This is a genomic window from Pseudomonas sp. efr-133-TYG-103a (assembly GCF_030209235.1).
GTDB lineage: Bacteria > Pseudomonadota > Gammaproteobacteria > Pseudomonadales > Pseudomonadaceae > Aquipseudomonas.
The window spans coordinates 245,221-270,234 of the sequence record NZ_JARVSK010000016.1 but is presented as its reverse complement, the minus strand read 5'-3'; the positions used below and the strand labels follow the sequence as shown (position 1 = coordinate 270,234).

General features: G+C 62.3%; 19 protein-coding genes. 6 read left to right on the top strand and 13 right to left on the bottom strand.

The window, feature by feature from the left end:
- Positions 1–2 precede the first annotated feature (2 nt).
- Complete coding sequence (locus QRN36_RS15065; protein ID WP_285424774.1) at positions 3–1,184, bottom strand: DUF2314 domain-containing protein; 1,182 nt, start codon at positions 1,182–1,184, stop codon at positions 3–5.
- A gap of 38 nt (positions 1,185–1,222) precedes the next feature.
- Complete coding sequence (locus QRN36_RS15060; protein WP_285424773.1) at positions 1,223–2,131, bottom strand: hypothetical protein; 909 nt, start codon at positions 2,129–2,131, stop codon at positions 1,223–1,225.
- Positions 2,132–2,941: 810 nt separating this feature from the next.
- On the opposite strand from QRN36_RS15060, the gene QRN36_RS15055 reads away from it, so the two are divergent.
- Complete coding sequence (locus tag QRN36_RS15055; protein WP_285424772.1) at positions 2,942–3,628, top strand: lipopolysaccharide kinase InaA family protein; 687 nt, start codon at positions 2,942–2,944, stop codon at positions 3,626–3,628.
- A gap of 98 nt (positions 3,629–3,726) precedes the next feature.
- Positions 3,727–6,132, top strand: a complete 2,406-nt coding sequence (locus QRN36_RS15050; RefSeq protein ID WP_285424771.1) for a DUF3772 domain-containing protein — start codon at positions 3,727–3,729, stop codon at positions 6,130–6,132.
- Between the two features lie 70 nt (positions 6,133–6,202).
- Here the strand turns inward: QRN36_RS15050 and QRN36_RS15045 are convergent, their stop codons facing one another.
- Positions 6,203–8,788 carry an EAL domain-containing protein gene (locus QRN36_RS15045; protein WP_285424770.1) on the bottom strand — a complete coding sequence of 862 codons (2,586 nt, stop codon included), beginning with the start codon at positions 8,786–8,788 and terminating at the stop codon, positions 6,203–6,205.
- 124 nt (positions 8,789–8,912) lie between these two features.
- On the opposite strand from QRN36_RS15045, the gene QRN36_RS15040 reads away from it, so the two are divergent.
- Complete coding sequence (locus tag QRN36_RS15040) at positions 8,913–9,383, top strand: potassium channel family protein (RefSeq protein WP_285424769.1); 471 nt, start codon at positions 8,913–8,915, stop codon at positions 9,381–9,383.
- 54 nt (positions 9,384–9,437) lie between these two features.
- Here the strand turns inward: QRN36_RS15040 and QRN36_RS15035 are convergent, their stop codons facing one another.
- The 4 genes from QRN36_RS15035 to QRN36_RS15020 all read right to left on the bottom strand — a co-directional run bounded on the left by QRN36_RS15035 (position 9,438) and on the right by QRN36_RS15020 (position 13,457).
- A complete protein-coding gene (locus QRN36_RS15035; protein WP_285424768.1) occupies positions 9,438–10,445 on the bottom strand; it encodes a transketolase family protein in 1,008 nt (335 codons plus the stop codon).
- Positions 10,442–11,290 carry a transketolase gene (locus QRN36_RS15030; RefSeq protein ID WP_285424767.1) on the bottom strand — a complete coding sequence of 283 codons (849 nt, stop codon included), beginning with the start codon at positions 11,288–11,290 and terminating at the stop codon, positions 10,442–10,444. Before QRN36_RS15030 ends, QRN36_RS15035 begins: the two co-directional genes overlap by 4 nt.
- A gap of 19 nt (positions 11,291–11,309) precedes the next feature.
- Positions 11,310–12,611, bottom strand: coding sequence for an MFS transporter (locus QRN36_RS15025; protein ID WP_285424766.1), 1,302 nt, complete (start codon positions 12,609–12,611; stop codon positions 11,310–11,312).
- A gap of 96 nt (positions 12,612–12,707) precedes the next feature.
- Positions 12,708–13,457 (bottom strand): SDR family NAD(P)-dependent oxidoreductase, encoded by a 750-nt coding sequence (locus QRN36_RS15020; protein ID WP_285424765.1) that lies wholly within the window; start codon positions 13,455–13,457, stop codon positions 12,708–12,710.
- Positions 13,458–13,650: 193 nt separating this feature from the next.
- Here QRN36_RS15020 and QRN36_RS15015 point away from each other — a divergent pair, with 193 nt between their 5' ends.
- A complete protein-coding gene (locus QRN36_RS15015) occupies positions 13,651–14,568 on the top strand; it encodes a LysR substrate-binding domain-containing protein (protein ID WP_285424764.1) in 918 nt (305 codons plus the stop codon).
- A 25-nt stretch (positions 14,569–14,593) separates the two neighbouring features.
- Here QRN36_RS15015 and QRN36_RS15010 read toward each other — a convergent pair whose 3' ends face one another.
- On the bottom strand, positions 14,594–15,370 hold the full coding sequence (locus QRN36_RS15010; RefSeq protein WP_285424763.1) for an SDR family oxidoreductase: 777 nt from the start codon (positions 15,368–15,370) through the stop codon (positions 14,594–14,596).
- Between the two features lie 191 nt (positions 15,371–15,561).
- On the opposite strand from QRN36_RS15010, the gene QRN36_RS15005 reads away from it, so the two are divergent.
- The gene (locus tag QRN36_RS15005) at positions 15,562–16,467 is read left to right on the top strand and encodes a LysR family transcriptional regulator (protein ID WP_285424762.1); all 906 of its coding nucleotides are present in this window, start codon (positions 15,562–15,564) and stop codon (positions 16,465–16,467) included.
- Positions 16,468–16,746: 279 nt separating this feature from the next.
- Positions 16,747–19,128 carry a TonB-dependent siderophore receptor gene (locus QRN36_RS15000; RefSeq protein WP_285424761.1) on the top strand — a complete coding sequence of 794 codons (2,382 nt, stop codon included), beginning with the start codon at positions 16,747–16,749 and terminating at the stop codon, positions 19,126–19,128.
- Between the two features lie 75 nt (positions 19,129–19,203).
- Here the strand turns inward: QRN36_RS15000 and QRN36_RS14995 are convergent, their stop codons facing one another.
- The 5 genes from QRN36_RS14995 to QRN36_RS14975 form a co-directional block, all read right to left on the bottom strand.
- Positions 19,204–19,464 carry a hypothetical protein gene (locus QRN36_RS14995; RefSeq protein WP_285424760.1) on the bottom strand — a complete coding sequence of 87 codons (261 nt, stop codon included), beginning with the start codon at positions 19,462–19,464 and terminating at the stop codon, positions 19,204–19,206.
- A 256-nt stretch (positions 19,465–19,720) separates the two neighbouring features.
- Entirely contained in the window at positions 19,721–21,958 is a 2,238-nt protein-coding gene (locus tag QRN36_RS14990) for a molybdopterin cofactor-binding domain-containing protein (protein ID WP_285424759.1), read from the bottom strand.
- Positions 21,945–22,424, bottom strand: coding sequence for a (2Fe-2S)-binding protein (locus tag QRN36_RS14985; protein WP_285424758.1), 480 nt, complete (start codon positions 22,422–22,424; stop codon positions 21,945–21,947). Before QRN36_RS14985 ends, QRN36_RS14990 begins: the two co-directional genes overlap by 14 nt.
- On the bottom strand, positions 22,421–23,683 hold the full coding sequence (locus tag QRN36_RS14980; RefSeq protein ID WP_285424757.1) for a c-type cytochrome: 1,263 nt from the start codon (positions 23,681–23,683) through the stop codon (positions 22,421–22,423). Before QRN36_RS14980 ends, QRN36_RS14985 begins: the two co-directional genes overlap by 4 nt.
- 317 nt (positions 23,684–24,000) lie before the next feature.
- Complete coding sequence (locus QRN36_RS14975; protein ID WP_285424756.1) at positions 24,001–25,014, bottom strand: AraC family transcriptional regulator; 1,014 nt, start codon at positions 25,012–25,014, stop codon at positions 24,001–24,003.

The following is a 25,014-nucleotide window of genomic DNA, read 5'->3' as shown; positions in this document are numbered from 1 at the left end:
CACTAGCGAGTGCTGTTGTGGAAGCCGATCACATAATGTTGAAGCTGGTCGTGCAGCGTGAAGGCGATAACCGCGCCAATCAGCAGCGCGATCAGATCCAGCACGCGCGAGCCGCCCCATTGCGGCGTGCGCATGCGCAACCTGAAGTACCAAGGGCCTGTGCCGGATACGATGCCATAACCCAACACCATGACCGCGCCGAGGAAATCCCATGAACGGGCGATCTCGACCGAGCGCCCGCCCCAGGTCTCCTGCAGCGGGTGAATCACCAAGTAGTACAGCCAGCCCAGCCCGAGTGCCATGAGTGCAAAGCCGATCGGCCACAGAGGGAACCCGCGGGACGGGACCTGACCGTGATATTCCGGGGCGCTGCGTTGCAGCAAGTCGACGATTCGCGGCCAGCCCGCAGCGCTTGCCAGCGCCAGCGAGGTCTGCCCATGAACATTGGGTGCCAGCGGATCGGCGCCGTGGCGCAGCAGCGCAGCAACCACCGGATAATTCCCTGCCAGCACTTCGCGGTGCAGCATCAGCCAGCCCGCCGGATCGTAGTCGTGAATGACGTGCGGATGCTCCTGCAACCCCTCCTCTACTTTTTCTCGCATGTCCAACGCCATTGGATGTTCGGTGTGTTCCAGAGTGGCGAGCGTCTGCCGATCCTCTGCGCTGTCCAGGTTTCGGGACAGCAGCCAGGGTTGCTGATCATCCGGGGCGGGCACCACTTCAACGAGGCCCGGCGTGCCAAAATCCAGCCCCCACGCCCTGTCATGCTCATCGCGAGCGTCCTCGCTCATGCCCGCGCGCAAAGCGTCCACGGTGAATCCACCATAGACGTGGCCGTTGCGTACGTACATCCAGTCATTAAGGGCCTCGAACGGCAACGAGACCGTATCCGACGCCTGCAATGACGTCGCCCAGCGAGGTTCGTTCATCAGCACGCCGGTGATGGTCTGGCCGTCGAACTCGACATTGCCCACCCACATGTTTTCGACTGCGGGTATCTGAGGGTCGTCCGGGTCGAGAGTGAACGACAGTTTGACCGCCGCCAGATCCAGACACTTGACGATCCTGCGCGATTCCCACGACAACTCTCGCCAGAAGAACTTGAAGGTCGTCCGGGCGCTGGCCACGGCCGCCTTCAGTTCCTCGCTTTCCCCTTTGACGCTGTAAATGGTGTGTTCCGACATTGATCCGCGATTCCGTTTGTTTCAATTCAAGCCAGTGATCAGGCCGTCAAAGGCGCAGCGTGGGAGGGTTCCTGCGTCTGGCCGTCTTTGAGCAAAACCAGCGTGGAGAGGAACAGGTCGTGGCTCAGAATGCCGGTCGCCACGGTCGACAGCACCACGTTGCCGGCCTGATCCTTGATCACCACTTTCTCGCTCCAGGCGCAGAGGTCGACGCTGCCAAGGGAGGACATCGGCACGCTGCTGCCCTGCACCTGCAAGGCATCGCGGGACACCACGATCGGCAGCGTCTTGATCTCCAGGAAATTGCCGGCTGCGCGTTTACGCCAGACTTGCGCGGAATCGATGCAGTTGAACGTTACGCTGCCGCCTGCGCGCAGGGTCTCCAGCACTACTGGCTGGCGAGCGTTGAGATACAACTCGCGGAACCGTTGCTGAAAGTCCTGAAAACCCTTCAACGCTTCATTGACCCGACGCAACAGCTCAGAGGCGTTGCGACGATAGGCCAGATTGGTGATCAGCCCGGAGAACCCCGCCTGACCTGAGCTGAACAGGTAGACATCCTCGATCTCGGTGTACGGCAGGTAGGTCGTGTTCCCCTGAGTAGTCTCGGCGATGCCGTGTTCATACAGCTCGTACTGGCTCAGACGCATCTTCTTGTGCCACGCACGCACACCGAACGCGCCGATGCCGATGAGCGCCAGGAACGCGCTGGTGGCATACACCAGCATCGCGGTGCTGGAGAACTGGACCGTGCCTGTGCTTCGTGTCGTCACGGCGACAGGCTCGGAAGCTGCGTCCGGAAGGATGGTGCTCAGGTACAGAACGAAGACGGCCATGGCGAGCATGACGGCGCCGAAGATCAACAGAAAAATTAAAAAGCCTTTGCCATAACGAAACGTGGCGACGAGTTCGCCGCTGGCGGGCACCGTCGAAGAAGTGGTTGGCATGTAGAGGTTGCATCCCTGTCAGTGTGGATTGAGCAGCGCCGTCCGCATTGGCTTCGCCGTCAGACGGCGCTGTAACGTGTGAGGCTGGCGCACGGACAAGTTGCCATGCGCCACGACCTAGAGCCTTCGCTGACGAATTAATTCCCTATTGGATCCGATTATTTCTGATTTTGAGCACTGCGGCCCATTTCCCAGCACCGCGCATTGACGCCTTGATTTTGCGGTGAGGCGTCCGGCGCCTTCCCGGCTAAAGCCGGTCCTACGGTTTGAACGCGGTGTACGCGGGGGTGCGGTGTGCGCAGGACGCGCGTGGTAGGACCGGCTTCAGCCGGGAAGAAGACCGTGTGATCACCCTGAATTTTCCGGCGGGGCGTCAGACGCCTTCCCGGCTAAAGCCGGTCCTACGGTTTGAACGAGGTGTACGCGGGGATGCGGTGTGCGCAGGACGCGCGTTGTAGGACCGGCTTCAGCCGGGAAGAAGACCGTGTGATCACCCCGAAATATTCCGGCAGGACGTCAGATGCCTTCCCGGTTAAGCCGGTCCTGCGCCGGGGGATAAGTCGAGAATGAGGTGCAACAGCGTGTTACAGTTTAAGATGGTGCAACTATTGATGTCGGCAAAGGTCTCTGAACCGCCCGCAATGTTGAGTCGGCGCGAAGGCCTTGGCGAATCTGCAAAGTCTTCTGCAAAAAGCGGCGTCTGCGGACGATTTCGTGAAGCCATGGGGCAACCGTGACGGTCTTTCGCACCCATGTTCGGGCATAACTGCCTGAATATTTATTAACAATAATTTGAAACGGGAGTGCGCAATGCGCCAACGTGAGCAGGATTTTTCGTATTGGTGGAGCACCTCGGGTCCGTGGGTCGAAGAGCCCAATGTGCGACGCAGTGGCACAAGCGGTGTTCAGCGTGTCGTTCATGATGGCAAGACCGTGTATGTGAAGCGTCAGACCGGCCACCTGTTCCGCAGCCTGAAATACCCGCTCGGCCGGCCGACCGTCATGCGTGAAGGCCGGGCGCTTTCCAGGTTGATGCAACTGGGTGTCACTGCCCCTCAGCCGATCTACTACGGCGCAGAAAAAGTCAAAGGTGTCTGGCACGGCGTTCTGGTCACCAAAGACCTCAACGGCTTTCAGGACCTGGACACCTGGTATGACCAGGGCGCTCGCACGCAGCTGACTCAGGAAGAGCATTTGAAAGTCCTGGAAAAGCTCGCCGTGCTGCTGTCGCGCATGCACCTGGGCCGCTGGCAGCATGGCTGCATGCGCTCCAAACATATTTTCATCAAGGCGCTGGATACCGAGCGTGGCGCGGATTTCGAACTGGCGCTGCTGGATCTCGAGAAATCCCACGGTCGCGCCAGTACGTTGCGCGCTGCCCGGCACGACATTCCGCAGTTGCGTCGTCATTCCTACTGGAGCGATGTGGAGTGGCAGTATTTTCTGTCGCACTATGAAAAAGGTCTGGGCCGCCCGCTGTCCCTGGCGTCGGCTTGACGCGCCCGGGCTGCCGCGCGACGGTCGCCGCCTGACGTTCACACTCATGGCTTCACGCAGGGACAGGGTCGAGCCGCTTAACGCAAGAAGGAAAGAGAATGCTGCACGTCTCGTCCAACCGTTTTTATGCCGGACTGCTCGCGCTGCTGCTGTGCATCATCGCGCCTGCCATGGCTCAATCGGCGCCAGCGCAGGCGCCCTCGGTCGATAACGCTGACAGCGCGACGCCGGCCGTCGAGGCGCCGAGCCTGGATGACCTGAATGAGCAACTGGATCAGATCCGGCAAAAAGTCACGGGCAGCGCCAACGATGACCTGCTCTCCAATTTGCGTCAGGCGGCGTTGCAGGTGCAGAAACAGGCCGATGCGCTGATCGCTCAGCAAGGCGTTGACATCGAGCACCTGAACGATCAGCTCAACATTCTGGGGCCGGTGCAACCCGACGAAGCGTCGACCCTGACCGCCCAGCGCAAGACCCTGACCAACCAGAAGAATGCGCTGGTCAACGATGAACGTCAGGCCAACACGCTGAGCCAGTCCGCGCGGGATCTGGCGACGCAGATTTTCAGCCTGCGCCGCAGCCTTTTCGACTCGCAGATCAGCACACGGACGGCCAGCCCGCTGAGCTCGGCGTTCTGGTCCACGCTGATTCGTCCTACCGATGACGATCTGGGCCGCATGAACGGTTTGCTGACCGACGTACGCCGCGTATTCAACACGGCGCTGGCGCCGGGCAATCGGGTGTTTCTGTTCAGCGTCGTGCTGGGCGCGGTACTGATCTGGGTGGTGGTGCGGCGGTTGCTGGAGCGCTTGCTGATCTGGGCAATGATTCGCTGGCTGCCGGAAGGTCGCCTGCGTCGAAGCGCTTTGGCACTGGCCGTCGGGCTGTCGACCATTCTCACCATCACCACTGCCACTTCCCTGCTGCGCTGGGGGATTGTCAGCGGTGCGGTGCTCAGCAACGACGTGGTCAATCTGCTCGATCAGGTGCAGACGCTGATCACCTTCTGTGCCTTCATCGTCGGCATGGGTCGGGCGCTGCTGATGCTGCCCCACCCTTCCTGGCGGCTGCCGCAGATTCCCAACGAAATTGCCACGGCGATGGGCCGCTTCCCGGTCGTGCTGGCGCTGGCGCTGATGATCATCGGCACCCAGGAGCGCATCAACAGCGTAATCGCCAGCAGCCTGGCGCTGACGGTTGCAGTCAACGGCCTGACCGCGCTGGTGATATCGCTGGTGTTCGTTTTCGCGCTGGTGCGTTACCGCCGGGTGCGTCGTCGCTTCGAGCTGGAACGGCTGGCCGGTTTCGCCGGGCTGATTCCGTTCGTCGTGGCGGTCTGGGCCGGATTGAGCCTGCTGGCCCTGCTGGGCGGCTACCTGACGCTGGCGTATTTTCTGGCGGTCAAGCTGCTCTGGATCAGCGTGGTTTCAGCCACTGCTTATCTGCTGATCGCCTGCTTCGGTGACATCTGCGAAACGCTTCTGTCGCCCAAGCAGCCTGGTGGCATGGCGCTGGGTTCGGCACTGGGCCTGTCGCCGCGCCACCAGGCGCAAGCCAGCACGGTACTTGCCGGGATCGGCCGTACGTTGCTGCTGTTCACGGCCGTGCTGCTCGCGTTCCTGCCTTCGGGTTCAAGCCCTGGCGATCTGCTCGATAGCTTTGCGCAACTCGACGTCACGTCCAAATCGCTGGGCAACTTGAACATCGTGCCCAGCGACATCGTGATGGCGTTGATTTGCGTGGTGGTCGGGCTGCTGGGCGTGCGCGTGCTCAAGCGCTGGTTCAGCGAGCGACTGCTGCCCGAAACCACTATGGACGCCGGCATGCAAGCCTCGCTGGTGACCTTGATCGGTTACATCGGCTTCGTCCTGGTCGTGGCGGTGGTGATGTCCACGCTGCACATCAGCCTGACCAACCTGACCTGGGTCGTCAGCGCGCTGTCGGTGGGGATCGGTTTCGGTCTGCAGGCTATCGTGCAGAACTTCATTTCCGGCCTGATCCTGCTGACCGAACGGCCGGTGAAGGTCGGCGATTGGGTGAGCCTGGCAGGGGTCGAGGGCGACATCCGCCGCATCAATGTCCGCGCCACGGAAATCCAGATGTCCGACCGCTCGACGGTGATCGTGCCGAACTCGCAGTTCATCACGCAGAACGTGCGCAACGTCACCATGGGCAATGCGTTGGGGGTCGTCGGGATTTCCCTCACCCTGCCGCTGGACACCGATGTCCTGAAAATCCGCGAGCTGCTGTTGCACGCGTTCACCGAACACGAAGCGATCCTCGACACGCCGGCGCCGTCGGTGACCTTCAAGGACCTGACCAACACCGGCGTGATCATCAGCGTCAGCGGCTACGTCAACAGCCCGCGCTCGGTGGGCGGTGCGAGAAGCGATCTGCTGTTCACGGTCTTGGGGCGTCTGCGTGAGCTCGGCATTCCGCTGTCTTCGCCACAAAGCATGGTCCTGATCAACGAAGGCCTGAAAGCCGCGTCGCCGGAACAATAAGCACGCCAGAGCTCGCACTCAGGCAACTTCGGCCGCCTGCCCTGTCAGATTTGACCGACGACGCCGTCGATCAGGCGTTGTCGGGCGACTGAGCGCTCTCGGTCACCCGCACCAGCGCGCTGAAGCCGTCAGTGTCCAGCGGGCGACTGAGGAAATACCCCTGTCCTTCGTCGCACAGCACCGATTTGAGCATTGCCAGATGCTCCGGGGTTTCAATCCCCTCGGCGGTGACCGTCAGCGACAGCGCGTGCCCCAGCCCGACGATCGCTTCGATAATGGACCGGTCATCTTCGGTGGCGCCCAGCCTGGACAGGAAGCTGCGATCGATTTTCAGCCCGTCGAACGGAAATGTGCGCAGGTAACTGAGCGACGAATAACCCGTGCCGAAGTCGTCCATGGCGATGCGAACGCCCAGCCGCTTGAGCGTGCGCATGACGTCCAGCGCGCCGGGCGCATCATCGAGCATGACGCTTTCGGTGATCTCAAGCTCCACCCGCGAAGGCTCGATCCCTGAATCGTGCAGCGCCCGCTGAACACGCTCCACCAGATTGCCCCGCTTGAACTCCGTAGGCGACAGGTTGACCGAAACGAACAGCGGTTCCGGCCAACTGGCCGCGTAGCGGAAAGCCGCCTCCATGACCCAGTTGCTCAAGGCCAGGATCAGACCTGTTTCTTCAGCGATGGGGATGAACGTATCCGGCGCAATCAGGCCGCGTTCCGGGTGCTGCCAGCGCACCAGCGCTTCGGCACCCACCATTTTCGCGTCAGCGATGCGAAAGCGTGGCTGGAAGTGCAGGCGCAGCTCGCCGTGCTTGATCGCGAAACGCAGATCGCTTTCCAGGCGGCGACGTTCGACAATCTTCGAGTTCATGTCGCCGGCATAAAAACGCCAGGTATTACGCCCGCCGGACTTGGCCTCGTACAAGGCGATGTCGGCGTAACGGAGCAGTTCGGTGGCCTCGTTGGCGTCGGTCGGCGCCATGGCGATACCGATGCTGGCGCTGACGAACACCTCCTGCTCGCCAATCCGGATCGGTCGCTCGACAGAGTCGATCAGGCGTTGGCAAAGGGTCTCGACCTCCTCCTGACCGCTGACGTCAGTCAGGATCAGCACGAATTCATCACCGCCGATGCGCGCGACCAGATCCCCATGCCGGACACAGCTGGCCAGACGGCTGGAGATCTTGTTCAAGACAGCGTCGCCGGCCGCATGCCCCAACAGGTCGTTGACCGGCTTGAAGCGGTCCAGGTCCAGGCTGAGCATGACCAGCGGGCGCTCGACCGTCGGCAGGGTCTTGAGCTTGCCGTCCAGAAACTCCCTGAGCCGGGTCCGGTTGGGCAATCCAGTGAGCGCGTCGTGCTGGGACAGGAATTCGATACGCCGACGCGATTCGACTTCTTCGGTGACATCCGTCGCCGTACCGCGAAAGCCAAGCTCGCCCATCGCTCTGGCAGAGAGTCGGGTGATGCGTTGCTGGCCTTGAGTGTCGACAAAGCGGCACTGCACGCTGATGTCCGGCCGACGATTGGGAATGCTCAACCACTGGGACACCGAGCCCAGCTCCGTGCACAGCAGATCGTCCATCGAAGCGCCGAGCCACGCCTGTCTGGACAGCCTGGTAACCCCCTCGAACCGTTCGGACAGGTAAGTGAACCGCCCTTGGCGATCGATCTCCCAGACCCAGTCAGAACTGGCTTCAACCACATCGCGAAAGCGCGCTTCGCTGATCGCCAGAGCGGACTGACTGGTCTGCAAGGATTCGTAGCTGGCATCCAGCGCCTGGGCACTGGCCGTGGTGCGGCGCAAAATTGCCCACGCCATGAGGTAGACCAGCAGCGCCGCGATGCCCACCATCGGCAAGCCCATGCCGAGCAGGCGTTCACCCGGTTTGGGCGGATTCCAGTGCAGGCTGCCGGCAGCGCCGTTGTCGCCCAGCGCAAAAACGGATCGGCCGCCAAGCTCGTCCGGGGCGGCGACGCGCAGGCGATCCACCCCGAAGTCCCTGCCGATGGTGTCCAGGCGCGGTCCCTCCAGCACGTCGATGAAAAGCAGGACCGAAGGGGTTCGGTCGTCGGCCTCCACCGCCGGGTCGGTTCCGGGCGTGATAGCGGCGGCGCCGACCAGCGCCGGATGTCCGCCTATGTTGACGAACGTGGTCGTTGGCGTCTCCGCTTCTGCGCCGGCGCGCGCCTTGCTCAGCACACCCGCCAGTGACTGTTTGAGCCAACTGGAGGCGTCCGCGGATTTCAGCTCGCCGTTGATGACCGAGTAGACCGTTCGATCCGCATCATTGACGACGAACACGCCTTGAAATCCAAAGTCTGCGTACAGTGTCGGCCCGACGTTCTGACGCACGTACGCCCAGTCGGTATCGACGGTGAGATGCAGGTGTTTATAGGCGTCCCCCCAGAACGCGTAGTCCTTGACCGTGGCGCTAATGGACTTCTCAAGCGCCCGCACGGCCTTTTCCGTGTAGAACGCGCTTTCGGCCTCCTCGGTCTGGTCGAGGTCATTGGCCAGGTAGACGAGCAGGTAACCGGTCAGCAGGAAAACGCCCGTCAGCAGGCCGACGAATTTGAACAGCGATGCACGAATGATCGTGACACTTGAGCGGCGTAGCGCGAGGCTGACGATAGGAGCTGTAGGTTCGGACATGGGCGATCGCCAGGCATTGAAGCAGCAGAGAGTCATACCAGCGTATCGGCCGCCCGGCTCAAGGATTTAGCACGCTCGGTCTGTCGGGGCGAGGCGCACTCAGAGATTGCCAGAGGGCATTGCCATGTTACTCATCACCCTGATCAACGTTCTGATCATCACCACTGCGGTCATCGTCCATTACGAGTGCCTGATGCGACTCAACCTGCTGATGCCCCGACTGAACCTGTGGCACCGCTTCACCCTGGTGTTCGGCGTGCTGGGCGCGCTGGTCGCTCATGCCATCGAGGTGTGGATATTCGCGCTGGGGTACTACGCCATGAATGCATCCGGCAGCCTGGGACAACTGACCGGCAACTACGACGGCAGTCTGATGGACTCGGTGTATTTCTCGTTCACGACGTTCACCACCATCGGATTCGGCGACATCACCCCGACAGGGCCGCTGAAGTTTCTGACAGGCCTGGAAGGCTTGACAGGGTTGGTGCTGATTACCTGGACCGCCTCGTTCCTGTTCCTCGAAATGCAGCGATATTGGGGCGTTCAAGGCGAGCGCGGCAAACCCCGCAGCGCCCACGACAGGCATCCCCATTGATTCAATGGCGGGCGCGCGGAACCGCCGCTACGGGCGGCTCCGTGCGGATCTGGCTCAAAGCCAGGCTTTGATCCGTGCGGCGACCGCGTCAGTGGAGATACCGTAGCGGTCATGCAGGGTCGGCAGCGCGCCGGCATCGAGGAAGGCGTCGGGCAGCGCGATCTGCCGGAAGGTCGGCGTCACGCTATTGCGCATCAACAACCCGGCCACCGCTTCGCCCAGTCCGCCGATGATCGAGGCATTTTCGGCGGTAACCACCAGCCTGCCGGGTTTCCGCGCTTCGGCCAGAATGGTCTGTTCGTCCAGCGGCTTGACCGTCGGCACGTGCAGCACCGCCGCGTCGACGCCGTCGGCTCTGAGTTTCTCTGCCGCTTCAAGGGCGCGCATGGTCATCAGGCCGGTGGAAATGATCAACACATCGTTGCCGGTGCGCAGGGTTTTCGCCTTGCCGATCTCGAACGTGTAGCCGTACTCGTCGAGCACGACCGGCACGTTGCCACGCAACAAGCGCATGTACACCGGGCCCTGGTGCGCGGCGATGGCGGGTACCGCCTGCTCTATTTCCACCGCATCGCAGGGATCGACGATCATCAGATTGGGCATCGCCCGGAAGATCGCCAGGTCGTCGGTCGCCTGATGGCTAGGGCCGTAGCCGGTGGTCAGGCCAGGCAAACCACAGACGATTTTGACGTTGAGGTTTTCCTCGGCGATGGCCATGCAGATGAAGTCATACGCGCGACGCGACGCGAACACCGCGTAAGTGGTCGCAAACGGCGTGAAGCCTTCGCGGGCCATGCCGGCGGCGGCACTCATCAGCAACTGTTCGGCCATGCCCATCTGATAAAAACGCTCCGGATGCGCGTTGGCAAAAATGTGCAGGTCGGTGTATTTGGAGAGGTCTGCGGACAGGCCGACGATGTCCTGGCGTTGCTCGGCCAGCGCTGCCAGCGCGTGCCCGAACGGTGCAGAGCGCGTGGCCTGCCCTTCCGAGGCGATGGAGGCGATCATGGCCGATGTGGTCAGACGCTTCTTGGTGCCTGCCGGAGTATAGACTGTGCTCATTTGCTGCTCCCGATCCGAAGGTTTTCCAATGCCAGATCCCATTCGTTTTCATCGACGCGAATGAAGTGCGTCTTCTCGCGGTTTTCCAGGAAGTCCACGCCCTTGCCCATTCGGGTGTCGCAGATAATCACCCGGGGCTGACTGCCGGTGTGCTGGCGGGCGGCATCGAAGGCGGTGACCAGTGCCTGCAGATCGTTGCCGTCCACACGCTGCGTGAACCAGCCGAACGCCTGCCAACGGTCGACGATGGGCTCGAAGGCCAATATTTCGCTTGAGCGTCCGTCGGCCTGCTGATTGTTCACGTCGATGATCGCGATCAGGTTGTCGAGCTTCCAGTGCGAGGCCGACATCGCGGCTTCCCAGGTCGAACCCTCGTTCAGCTCACCGTCGGACAACAGGTTGTAGACAAACGAGCCGGATTGCTTGCGCTTGAGGCCCAGACAGGCACCGACCGCAATGCCCAGTCCGTGCCCCAGCGAGCCGCCGGTGATTTCCATGCCCGGGGTGTAGGCGGCCATCGCTGACATCGGCAGGCGACTGTCGTCGGAGCCGTAGGTTTCCAGCTCGTCCAGCGGTATGACGCCGGCCTCGATCAGTGCGGCGTATAACGCAATCGCGTAGTGACCGATGGACAGATAGAAGCGGTCACGCCCTTCCCACTCAGGATTTTCCGGCTGATAGCGCAACGCATGAAAGTACGAGACGGCCAGCAGATCGGCGGCGCCCAGCGCCTGCCCGACATAGCCCTGCCCCTGAACCTGCCCCATGCGCAGCGCATGACGACGGATGTTGTAAGCGCGCTCGGCGAGCGGCGCCAGACTGGTGTGTGATGCATGAACCGTCATTTGAGAAGACTCCATTGACTCAACGATTGACCGACGCGGCCGGAATGCGCAGCACCAGCGATGCGCCGAGGAACAGCACCGCAGTGATGAGGTACATGCCGATGGCGCTGGACCCGGTGCTGGTGGTGATCCAGCCGATCAGATAGGGCGAACAGAAACCGGCCAGGTTGGCGAAGCTGTTGATCCCGGCGATACCGGCCGCTGCGGAAACACCGCCCAGCAGCGTGGTGGGCAACATCCAGAACAACGACGAGGCCGAGAGCACGCCGGCGGCGGCCAGGCACAGGCTCAATACCGAGAACACCAGGTTGCCCCCCATCAGCGCCGCCAGCGTGAGGCCGATGGCACCGGCGATCATGGGCAGCACGAGATGCCAGCGGCGTTCGCGGTGTTTATCGCCGCTTCGCCCCATCAACAGCATCGCGACGATCGCGCAGATGTACGGCAGGCTGGTCAGCAGGCCGATGTGCAGCGGATCGGAAACACCGGCATTGCGGATCAGCGTCGGCAGCCAGAACGTGATTGCGTACTGACCCATGACGACGCAGAAGTAGATGCAGGCCAGCAACCAGAGGCGCCGGTCGCGGATGAACTCGCGCGGTGATGCATGGGTCACCTTGCGGCTGTTGTCGTCCGCCAGTTCCTTGTTGACCAACGCCTTTTCGTCGTCAGTGAGCCACGTCGCCTGATGCACGCCGTCCTTCAGATACGTCAGCACCAACAGCCCGACGATGACGGTAGGAATCGCCTCCAGGACGAACATCCACTGCCAGCCCGCCCACCCGTGCATGCCGGCAAAATGGTTCATGATCCAGCCCGAGAGCGGACCGCCGACCATGCCGGACAGCGGGATCGCCACGAACCACAGGACCGTCATCTTTGCCCGCCGGTACGACGGAAACCAGTAAGTGAGGTACAGCAGCAGGCCTGGGGCCAGTCCGGCTTCGGCGATCCCCAGCAGAAAGCGCAAGGCATAAAACTGCCAGGCGGTTTCGACGAATGCGAAAAGCGCGGAGATGATGCCCCACGAGATCATGATGCGGGCGATCCAGCGACGCGCCCCGACCTTGTGCAGGATCAGGTTGCTCGGCACCTCGCAGAGGAAATAGCCCAGAAAGAACATGCCGGCGCCGAGCCCGTAGACGGTCTCGCTGAGCGACAGGTCATTCATCATTTGCAGTTTGGCAAAGCCGACGTTGACCCGATCCAGGTACGCGCAGAGGTAGCACAGCATGAGAAACGGCATCAGGCGCCAGGCTGTTTTGCGATAGGCGTTGGAGCGCACGGTCGAAGCCGCGTCGAGCGTCATGGTGGTGATCATGATTGTCCGATCTCTTGTTTTTATAGACCGCCAGGCGAGTCGCCCGGCAGATCATCGATCCAGAACAGTACGGGCAGTTCGCCCGGCCACTTGTCGTCAGTGAATCAGCATCCCGCCGTTGACATCCAGCGTAATGCCGGTCAGGTAGGTCGACAGGTCACTGGCCAGAAACAGCGCCGCGTTGGCGACGTCCTGGGCTTCACCGAGTCGGCCCAGCGGAATGCCGTCGATGATCGCGTGGCGGCGCTCATCCTGCATCAGGCCACCGGTGATGTCGGTGTGAATCAGCCCGGGCGCAATGGAATTCACCCGCACATTGTCTGGCCCCAGTTCACGCGCCATTGCCTTGGCCAGACCCAGCACCCCCGCTTTCGCCGCGCTGTAGTGAGGTCCGCCGAAGATCCCGCCGCCACGCTGCGCAGACACCGAAGACATGCACACGATGCTGCCGCTGGATTGCTCGCGCATCAGCGGGATGACCGCCTGAGACATCAGCAACGTGCCGCGCAGGCTGACGTCCAGCACGCGGTCGTAATCGGAGGCGCCGATGTCGAGGGTTTTGAGGGGTTGAGTGATCCCGGCGTTGTTGACCAGCACGTCGATGCGGCCGTAACGCTCGATCACTTGCGCGATCGCTTTGTTGACCTGAGCCTGATCAGCGACATTGGCAGCCAGGCCCAGATGGCCTTCGCCGAGCGATGCAGCAGCATCCCGAGCGGCGGCTTCGTCCAGATCCAGAATGACCACGTGGGCGCCGTGGCGGGCGAAGGTGGCAGCGGTGGCGCGGCCGATTCCTCGGGCGGATGCGGCGCCGGTGATGATTGCGACTTTGCCTTGAAGAAGCATGAGCGAAACCTCTGATTATTGTTATGGGTTCGATTCTGTGGAATCGATGGGCTCAGCTTCTGCCTCGCGGACAGGTCGAGCAATGGCGCAAAAGTCATTGGATGCTGAAAGAAATTCAGCTCTCGTCAAATCCACCCGCGCGGTGCTTGAATACAGGCTGCTGGAAAACAAGAACAACAAGGAGTCTGCGGGTATGTCCACCCCTTCCGACGTCGCACCGTCCCTGCCACCGTTGAGAGCAATTCAGGCCTTCGAGCAGACGGCGCGATTCGGCAACGTCGCCAGAGCGGCCGAAGCGCTGGACCTGACGCCGTCTGCGGTCAGTCATCAGTTGGCCAATCTGGAGGCGATGATTGGCCGCCAGCTGTTCGTACGCAATGCCCGGGGAGTGACCCTGACGCCGGTGGGCGAGCAATACCTCAAGGACGTTTCCGGCCTGCTGCACAGCCTTGCCGTGGCCACCGAACGCGCGAGCAGCGACGTCAGTCTCGATTGTCTGCGCCTGCACTCATCGCCAAGTTTCGGACTGCTGTGGCTGATGCCGCGGCTGGAAGCCTTTCGCCTGACTCATCCCGACATTCAGATCAACCTCTCCTGCTCGTATGAGTCGCTGCACTTCAGCCGGGACAAGATCGATGTCGACATTCGTCACGGCGTGCCCAACTGGCCCAGCTATGAGGTGCGCACCGTGCGCAACGAAACGTTCGCGGTACTGGCGGCGCCGAAACTGCTCGCACGCAGGCCGGTCCGGGAGGCCGCGGATCTGCTTGACCGCGACCTGATCCTGTCGGAAGCCACGCTGTTGAAGTGGCCTGCCTGGTTCGCCCAACACGGCCTGGCACGCCCGGAGCATCCTTACGCGCTGAGTTTCGATCGCTCCTACATGACCCTCGAAGCCGCAAGCCATGGCCTGGGCTTCGCGCTGGAAAGCTCGCTGCTGGCGCAAAAATACCTGGCCTCGGGGGAACTGGTGGAGGTCTCACCCGAATCGCTCAGCGCACCGGTCGCCGCCCATCACCTGGTGTTCCCCAAAGCCCACTCAAGCTTTCCTCGGGTACGACGGTTTCTCGAGTGGATGGAAGGCGAGCTGGGGCATGGGTTCGTTTTCTGAACCCATGCCGGGTCGTGCGGGATGTTCACCAGGCCGTGGGCACCGTTCCACCATCGATCACGAATTCGCTCCCGGTAATGGACGACGCGTAAGGCGACGCCAGGAAGGCGATGAGCTGCGCCACTTCCATGGGCGTCGAGGGTCGACCCAGTGGAATGCCGCCGATGGCGTCCATGACCAGGCGTTTGCCGCCTTCGTAGTCGGTGCCTGCCTGATCGGCCAGACGCTGGGCGAATGCCACCGACGCTTCGGTTTCGATCCAGCCCGGCGACACTCGCACCACACGAATACCCTTTGGCGACACCTCTTTGGACAGGCTTTTGCTGTAGGTCGAGAGCGCCGCCTTTGCGGCGGCATACGCCGTGGTGGATTCAGGCAATGGCAGCCGACTTTGAATCGAGGTCACATGGATGACGACACCCTCCTTTCGCTGCAGCATATCCGGCAGCAAGGCGCGGTCCAGACGCACGGCGGGCAGAAGATTGAGGGCCAGCTCGCGCTGCCACTGCTCTTCGTCAAGCGCGGCAAAACCGCCGCCGGGTGCGGATGATCCGCCCAGTACGTGGATGATGACGTCGACCCCGCCAAGGCGTTGCCGGGTCGCGGCGACCAGCGCGTCGCAGCCTTCGAGCGTCGACAGATCAGCCGTCACGAACATCTCGTCCGGCAGTTCAGGAGTCGGCTGACGGGCTGACGTGAGCACGCGGGCGCCTTGCTCGGTGAACAGCTTCACCACCGCCTGCCCCACACCCTTGGTGCCACCGGTGACCAGAATTCGCTTGCCGTTCAGGTTGAGGTTCATGGCGTGGTCCCCAGTGAGCCGTTACCGATGTCGAAATACGTCTGCTGGACGTCAGGAAGTCGAAGATTCATAAGCGGTTTTTCCCGGATCAGATTGATGTGTTGTTCACCCGATCCATCTTGCCGCCTGTAGGATAATTTGCTCAACTGGGCCAATCGTTAACGACCTATCCCGCTTTTCAGGACAATCAAATGCCCGATCCTCGCGTCAGCCTCAACGAACTGGACGCCGTCATGGCGGTTGCGCGTCGAGGCTCGTTCCGCCAGGCGGCCATCGACCTCGACATCTCGACCACCGCGCTGAGCCATACCATCGCGAAGCTGGAGGCGAGTCTGGAAACGCGTTTGTTCAATCGCACCACCCGCAGCGTGTCGCTGACCGATGCGGGCGAACTGTTTCTTCAGCACGTCGGGCCTGCGCTACAGGACCTGCGCGCCGGTCTGGACGCGGTCCGCTCCCACAATGCCGGTCCTGCCGGCGTGCTGCGCATCAATGCGTTCGCCACCGCTGCCCGCGCCGCACTTCTGCCTTTGGTGCTGGAGTTCATGCGGCGTTATCCGCAGGTGCACATCGACCTGGTCACCGAAGGCCGCCTGGTCGACATTGTCGCCGACGGGTTCGACCTGGGCGTGAGGGCGGCCAATCTGATCCCCAGCGACATGATCGTGGTCTCCCTTGGCCAGTCGCAGCGCTACGCCGTGGTGGGCACGCCTGCCTACTTCAAGGTCCATGGCCGCCCGCATACACCGGCCGATTTGCTCAAGCACCCCTGCCTGCGAATCCGTCTGCCAAACGGCGGGATCTACCCGTGGCACTTCGAAAAGAACGGAGAAACGACCCGGCTGGATGTCACCGGACCCCTTACCCTGGATGAGTCGAGCGTGGCCAAGGCTGTGGTTCAGGAGAGCGTCGGGTTGGGATTTTTCATGGAGCAGGACGTCATTCCCGAGATCGAAGCCGGGCAGTTCGAGCGAGTGCTGGAAGACTGGACGCCTCCTCGCGACAATCTGTGCCTGTACTACGCCAACCGGCGCAATCCCTCCTCTGCGCTCAGAGCCTTCATCGACCTGGCACGCGCCAATCCGATGAACACCTGACGGCGCGATTCCCGCCGCAGCTCCGATAACTTTGCCGAGATAATCCGTGGACAGGCCGAGGTGGTGGCACTGTGGGTGTCTGAATATCCGTATTTCAGACTTACACCGAAAATCAAATATGAATCTCTCCTGTTTTTGATCGCGAACGATTTGCATTTGTAATATGTGAAATTTTTGTTAACATCCGGCCCTCATGGCGCTTTGCTATGCGTGACGGAGCACGCTTTACAACACCTGCAGGGAAGCTGAGCAGATCTTTAAACCTCAGGAAGCTTCTTCATGCACCGCCCAGTTTTCTCGCTTCTGGCCACTGCTGTTGCAGTCGGCTTCACCCCGATGTCGATCGCTGCACCTGTTCATTTCGATATGCCTGCCCAATCCCTGGCAACGTCGTTGACTCAAGTCAGCAATTCGAGCGGTATGCAGGTGGTCTTCGACGCGAAATCCGTCGCGGGCAAGCAGGCGCCCACCATTCGCGGCGACCTTGAGCCGGCGCAGGCGTTGCAGCAGTTGCTGGCGGGCAGCGGGCTGACCATGGCCATCGAAGGAAACACGGCGCGGGTCGTTCCGTCAGCGCAGACGGCTGCGGCAGGCCAGGGCCAGGTCGCATTGCAGAGCGTGGACATCAATGCCGACTACGGCATCGCCGGCATGGCCACGACCGAGAACTCGGGCTCGTATACGACGGGTTCCATGAACACGGCGACCAAGCTGCCGCTGTCGATCCGCGAGACGCCACAATCGGTCAGCGTCATCACGCGCCAGCGCATGGAAGATCAGGGCATGAACGACCTGAACGACGTGGTCAAATACGCGCCAGGCGTGACGCTGCACAAAACCGCGTCTGACCGTCAGGAGTTCCTGTCGCGCGGCTTCAAGATCGACAACATCATGTACGACGGCCTGCCGACGAGCATCAGCACCTACACGCAAGACGTGATTTCCGGTGCCGATCTGGCCATGTACGACCGCGTTGAAGTGGTGCGTGGCGCCACCGGTTTGATGACCGGCGCCGGCAGCCCGGCGGCGACGCTCAACCTGGTGCGCAAACGTCCGACCGCGACGCCGCAGGTCAGCGTTACCACCAGCGCAGGCAGCTGGGACCGGTATCGCACCGAGATCGACGCCTCGAACAAACTCAACGAATCCGGCACCGTGCGCGGGCGCGTCGTCACAGCTTACGAAGACGACAAGAGCTTCTCCGACATTCGCGAAAATCAGCGTCAGACGTTCTACGGCATCCTGGAAGCCGACCTGAACGACTCGACGACCTGGACAATCGGCGCATCCAAGCAGCGCGACGACAACACGTCGGACTGGGGCGGACTGCCGAGCGGCCCGAATGGCGAAGACTTGCACCTGAAGCGTTCGACCTTCCTCAGCAACGACTGGTCGTACTGGAACAAAGACAACATCAGCCTGTTCACTGACCTCACCCACCGGTTCGACAATGGCTGGTCCGCGAAGATCGCCGCGCAGAAAATCTGGGCCGAGGCCGACACCTTCTCAAGCTATGTCGGCAACTATGACGGACTGGGTTTCCAGCAGTACCACGGCAAATACCGCGACGACGACGATCAGACCAACCTCGACGCATCGCTGACCGGCCCGTTCCAGCTGTTCGGTCGCGAGCACGAACTGGTCGTGGGCGTCAGCCACCGCCAGGAGAAGTTCCACCAGTGGGGCGGCTGGACAGACGGTACGCCGATCGACCTCTACAACCCGACTCACTCGGTGCCCAAACCAAACGTCGACACCAGCCTGTACAACGTGCAGAACACTGCGACCGAGGAAGGCATCTACGCCGCAGCGCGCCTGAACCCGATCGATCCGCTGCATGTGATCATCGGCAGCCGTGTCAGCTGGTACGACTACAACGACCTCAAGGGCGACAGCGACTACAAAGCCGTGCGCGAAGTGACGCCTTATGCCGGTGTCATTTACGACCTGAACGACACCTACTCTGCCTATGCCAGCTACACGGAGATCTTCAAGCCGCAAAGCGAGCTGGACGCGGCAGGCAGCGTGCTCAAGCCGTCCACCGGCAAGAACTACGAGATCGGCCTGAAGGGTGAGTACTTCAATGGCGCGCTCAACGCGTCGGTGGCGCTGTTCGAGCTGGAGCAGGAAGACCGTGCTTACGCGCTCGACAATCAGACTTCGGCCAACTGCCCGGGCTTCCCTGCCCGAAGCTGTTCGGAGGCCGGTAATGTCCGCAGTCGCGGCATCGACACTGAGATCAGCGGTGCGCTGACGCCTGACTGGCAGTTCTCTGCGTCCTACACCTACGTCTTGAGTCAGTTCCAGAAAGACCCGAACAACAACGAAGGCAAGCTCTTTGCCCCGGAACAGCCCAAGCACCTGTTCAAAGCGGCGACCTCCTACACGCTGCCTGGCGAACTGCAGAAATGGCGCGTCGGTGCCGACGTTCTGGCGCAGAGCAAGACCTTCAACCGGGTTGGAACGGGCACTGCGGATCAGGACGCCTACGGCATCGTCGGCCTGATGGCAGGGTACAAGCTGAACGAGCACTGGGACGGCCGCGTCAACGTCAACAACCTGTTCAACACCCGCTACTGGCAGGGCATCCCCAACGCCTCGGGCACGGGTGTCTATGGCGACCCGCGCAATCTGATGTTCTCGGTGAAATGGTCGCTCTGACCTGAAAACCTGCTGCCCGAAACGGTTCGGGCAGCATCGCTGATCGCCGGTAAAAGCCGACGACCAGGCCTCTTCTCAGCAGTGGGCAGAGGCCCTGGACGCGGCAACCCCTGCCTCGCCTGCTCCGCCAGACTGCCCCGTGGTCCCGAGCCCGGATTGCAGTTCGAACGGCGGCAACGGCGAATACCCCAGATCCACGAACCGAATCCCGTCAATGACCGGCGCCGAGCAAGGCGTTGCGCCAAAGGCTACGCCGAGCGCGGCGTCTTCGGGTGCAAAAAAGGCGATGGTTTCGACGGTCACCGTATCGATGACCAGCAGGTAAGGAACCGTCACGGTGGGGCATATCCGCGTACATAGCGTGTTCAAGTCATGGAGCGCGGCATAGATCGTCGACGAAGTGCCGAGGGACCTGCTGTACCAAGTCGTCATAGTTCAAAAGCCAATCGGGTTATTGCGCTGAGACACATCGCTCCTGCGCAGGTTCCAACGTTGTCAGCTTGTCCCGCACAAAAACCTGCGCGGTCGTCGCCGCGTGCACCTTCTCGACAGCGCGACATGACCGCTTCAGACCTTTCCGGCTGACAGCCACTCAAGCCACCGGCCGCGCGCGGCTCAGCGGCAAGTCGAGGCTGCGTTTGCCGGTTGCGTCGGCCAGGGCATTGCCGAGCGCCGCGGCCATGGGGCCCTGCACGATCTCGGCGGCGCCGAGGAACGGCTCGCCAGGCTGATCCAGCAGGTGGACCTGTACATCCTGGGGAAGCTGCGGGAACCGCAGGATCGGGTATCCACTCCAGTCGTAGCTGCGCACGCCGCCAGCGTCGTAGTCGACCTGCTCGAACAGCGTCCAGCTGATCGACTGGACAATGCCGCCCTGCACCTGATTGCGCAGCCCGTCAGGGCTGACGATCTGGCCGACATCGACCGCAGTGACGACCCGTTCGACGCTGATCTCACCGGTCTGCGGGTGAACGTTGATCTGAACGGCCACGGCGCAGTAGCCCATGATGTTCTTGTAACGCGCGAAGGCGAAACCCACACCGGAGCCGGCAGCCGCCGGTTTGCCCGGCCAGCCGAATGCGTCCCGTGCCTGTTCGACGACTGCGCGTGCACGCGGGTCGGTCAAGTGGCTGAGACGGAACTGCACGGGATCGACACCGGCCTGCCGGGCCAGCTCATCGATGCTGGCTTCGATGGCAAAGATGTTGATATGCGCACCCAGCGAGCGCATGGCGGAGGTGCGAAACGGCATCTGGGTCACGAAATTCATGTCGATCCGGGTCGCGCCCACTTCGTACAACGGAATGGCGTTGCGATCACCGTCGCCCTCCGGTTGCGCGATGGGCACCGAGGGCGCGGACGCGAAAGGACGCGCCAACAGGCGTGCGGGAATCAGCCGCCCGGCATTGACGATTCGCTCGTTGTGGGGCGTGGTCCAGAGCTCATACGCCCAATTCCCGATGCGGCCATTGGCATCCAGGCTCGCCTCAAGCTCGGTGACCATGGCCGAACTGTAGGGCTCCCAGAGGTTCTCCTGCTCGCGCATCCACTGCACGCGCACCGGCAGATTCGAGGATCGCATGGCAATCAGCGCAGCATCGGCCGCCGCATCGTCCGCACCGTTGTGCCCATAGCAACCGGAACCTTCGACGTGGATACAGCGTACCTTTTCCAGCGGCAGGCCGACCATTTGCGCGATACCGGCGCGCAGTGGATACACGCCCTGCGTGTGGGTCCAGACGGTCAGCATGCCGTCCTTGAACCAGGCCACCGAACACGAAGGGCCGATCGACCCGTGCATGAGGTATTGCTTGGTGGTTTTGCCGCGGTAAGTCTTCGCGCCGCCCGGGGAAGATGAGCCCGTATGGCTGATGGGATAACGTCGGGCCGGCAGTTGCTTCAGAAGCGTGTGGATGGAGGCCGAATCCGGCACAGCCTCGCCGCCGCTCCACTGAGCCGACTCGTACCCCAGTCGCATCGCCTTGACCGCCTGCCACTCGTCTTTGGCGACCACCGCCAGGTAGTTGCCATCGCGGATGACATTGACCACGCCGGCCAGTTGCGCGATCGCCTCGCTGTCGAAAGTCTCCAGCCGGCAGCCAGGACGCGGCGGACGAATCACCCGGGCATGCAGCATGCCGGGCAGCCGCATGTCCTGCACGAACGCCGCGCCGCCACTGACCTTGGCCGGAATGTCCAGACGCGGTATCGAGTGCCCGATGAGCTTGAACGCCTGAGGCGCCATCGCAGGGGATTGCTGCTGGGCATAGCGATGCAGATCGACTCCGACGACGGCATCGGCGTAGCTCATCGTCTGGCCCGACGGTGCGTGGATGGTCGCGTCGACGGTTTTCAGCAATGCCAGGTCGACGCCCCAGCGGTGCGCGGCTGATTCCAGCAGCAACTGGCGAACCTGCGCGGCAGCGTTGAACAGCGCCGTGCCACTGTCGAAGATGCTGTGGCTCCCGGCCGTGTAACCCTCGTTGGGCGTCAGCGCGGTGTCGGCGGTCAGCAGGTTGATCGCCTTGGGCGAGACCTCCAGTCGCTCCGCCGCGATTTGCAGCAGCGCCGTCTTGACCCCCGTTCCCAGTTCCACCTTGCCGGTGTAGACCGTGATGCCTTGCGGGTCGATTCTGATCCACGCGTCGAGGTAGGGATTGGTGCGCAGACTGCCCGCCAGATCAGGCGCCAGTATCACCGTCCCCAACGTATCGACCTCGGTGTCGGCGAGCACCCGCCGGGCAACGGGCATCAGGGAAAAAGCGACCAGCAACGTGCTGCCCCTGAGAAACGCCCGGCGGCCGAAACCCACTGCGTCATTGTTGCTCATGGGGCACCTCCCGCCGGGCGATCCGACTGATCGCGTCGATGATGCGCAGGTGCGTGCCGCAGCGGCACAGGTTGGTCGCCATGTGCGCACGAATCGCCTCCTCGTCGGGGTGCGGGTCACGCTCGAGCAGCGCCTGCGCCCGCATCAGCATGCCCGCGATGCAGTAACCGCACTGCGCAGCCTGACTCTCGATGAAGGACTGCTGCAGTTCGCCCGGCTCCTCCGCGGTACCCAGGCTCTCGACCGTGCGGATCCGTTTGCCCTCCATGCCGGCACACGGCGTAAGGCAGGAAAACACCGGCTTGTCGTTGACCAGCACCGTGCAGGCGCCGCACTGGCCCAGGCCGCAGCCATATTTTGCGCCATTGAGGCCCAGATGGTTGCGCAGCGCGTACAGCAGCGGCATGTCCGGCTCGAGGTCCAGCGCATGGGCAGAGCCGTTGACGTTCAAAGTCAAGTGAGTCATTTCGCCTCCTGGCGCAAGTCGTGGAGGGTGGCAGAAAGGTCCGGCCATGGCTGGGCAGGGTTCGATTGCGCGCGCAGGAAGGCGGCGAGCGCGATGATCTGGTCATCGTCCAGGCTTGCCGCAAACGGCGGCATGGCCGGACCCGGTTTGCCCGGCATCGCGGGAATGCCTTGCAGCACGGTCTGCAGGAAATTGCGCGGGCTGGCCGCACGAAGTGCAGACGTCTGGTTCAGCCCCGGACGGCCATCGATGACGCGCATCGGCGCCGCCTGGGCATGGCAGCCCGCGCAGGCGCCAGCGAACAGTGATTCGCCGAGCGACTGTTGCGCGGCAGGTGCTTGACGCGCCGCGGTCACCTCGGCCACGTGCTCGCTCGAGGTCAGGCTGAGCACATATTCCGCGATCGATTCGGCGTCAGTGGCCGGAAGACGTCCAAGGCTCAGGCTGACCGGCCGCATCGGTCCGGCTGCCGTGCCGTGCTGTGCCACGACCTCGCCGCGCAAATAGCCGACCAGTTGATCCTTGCTCCACGGCTGAGCGCGGGTCGCCATTCCCAGCAGCGACGGTGCGTCCCATCCGTCAACGCTGCCGCCGGCAAGGTACTCGCCCGACTTCTCGGCACCGATGAAATTCAACGGCGAATGGCAGCCGGCACAATGCCCGGCGCCGTCCACCAGGTAACGGCCACGGTTCCACTGCTCGCTGCGGCTCGGGTCGGCGACGATCGGATCGGTGTGCAGAAACAGCAGGTTCCAGAACGCAACCAGTGGGCGGATGTTCATCGGGAAGTTCATGTGGTTTTCCATCGCTGGCGCATGAACCGGCGGCCCGCTCATGAGGTACGCGTACACATCGGCAATGTCGCCGTCGCTCATCTGGCTGTAGTGCAGATAGGGGAATGCGGGATAGAGAAAGTGACCATCACGGGCGACGCCTTTGCGCATCGCTCTGGTGAAAGCGTCCGGCGACCATTGGCCGATGCCGGTTTCAGCGTCTGGGGTGATATTCGTGGTGTACAGCGTGCCGAACGGCGTCACTAGCGGCAGACCGCCCGCCAGGTACTTGCCGCCCGGGCGAGTGTGGCAGACGGCGCAGTCGCCCGCTTCGGCCACCCGAGCACCCCGCGCAATCTGCTGCAGATCGAACGTGGGGACGACGGTGACGGGATCGATGGCAGGACGCCAAAGGATCAGCAACGCGCAAACCCCCGCTACGACTCCCGCACCCAGCAACGCACCGCAAAGTGTTCTGCGATTCATCAGGACGCCTTCTCCCTGTGACGAGCTTTCCGGACGCGCCGCCAACCAGACAGTTGAGGCGCCGTTGAGTATCAGCAATCTCGCTGGATCTGGCCTGGAGCGGCATGCCAGCGATGAGGCCAGCGTAGAGGAGCGTGCGACTCGGCAGAATGGCCCCGCCGCGCAACGAAGCTTTGCGCCCGTCGCAACAGCGGTGTTGCGGGAATGATCGCCCGTGCAGGAACAGGGTCTTGAAGGTTCGTGCTGAATTCAGCGTCGCGGTGCGTTGGGGTATGGGCGAGGCGCAGGATCAGCGGGATCGACGGAGCAACGCTCGATCATCCCTCGCCGTCGATTGCGTGGGCGTTCCGGTAGTGGCTGGGTGAAACGCCGGTGAGCCGTTTGAAGGCGTTGCTGAAGGCGCTGTCGGACCCGTACCCCAGTCGTTGGGCCAGTGCGCTGAGTGACACCCGCTCCTCGCGCAGCGCTCGTTCGGCGAGTTTCATTCGCCACGCCGTCAGATACGCCACGGGGGATATGCCCGCGACACTTTTGAAATACGCCGAGAACGCCGCGCGAGACATGGCCGACGCGTGGGCCAGCGTCTCCAGCGGCCAGGTGCGCCCGGGATCGCTGTGAATCAAACGAAGAGCGGGAGCCAGACGCTTGTCGCTCACCGCTTTCAGCCAACCGGGATCGACCCTCCCTCCCCCTTCGAGATGGGCGCGCAGGATCTGGATGAACAGCAGATGCGCCAGTTGCGACGAAGCCGCCGACGCACCGGGCATGTCCTCTTCGCGCTCCTCGATCATCCGGTTCAACAACCAGAGCAAGCTTGGCGCTCTCCTTGACTCGGCGCTGATATGCACGTGTCCGGCAAGCGCGTTCAACAACAGATCGGCGTTTGCGTGAGCCAGCTGAACGTTACCGCCGATCATGAAAAACTCTTCACCGCTGCCCAGGTAAGCAATGGCGCCTTGGCGGGAGCCGAGCAAATCCTGCAGCGCCATCCGCGGTGCCTTCAGATCACTTGCGATGATGACGGGCTGCGCGGCGGTCATCAGCACGACTTCACCGCACTGCAGATGAATGGGCTTTCTGACCCCCTTGATTTTCAGCCAGCAACTGCCCCGTGCCACACCCCAGAACTTCACGTTATCCGGAGCGGGAATGTCGAGCGCCCACTTGCCCCCGGCCATCAATCCACCCGAGGCAACTGTTCGGGCGTTCATCATCCACAACAGGTCAGAAAAGGGATCAGCGTGCATATCAGATTTTCGCGCATGAAAACGAGAGGATACCTCATCAATCGGACAATACCCGCCCCTAAAATGGACATCCTGTTTTTCCAA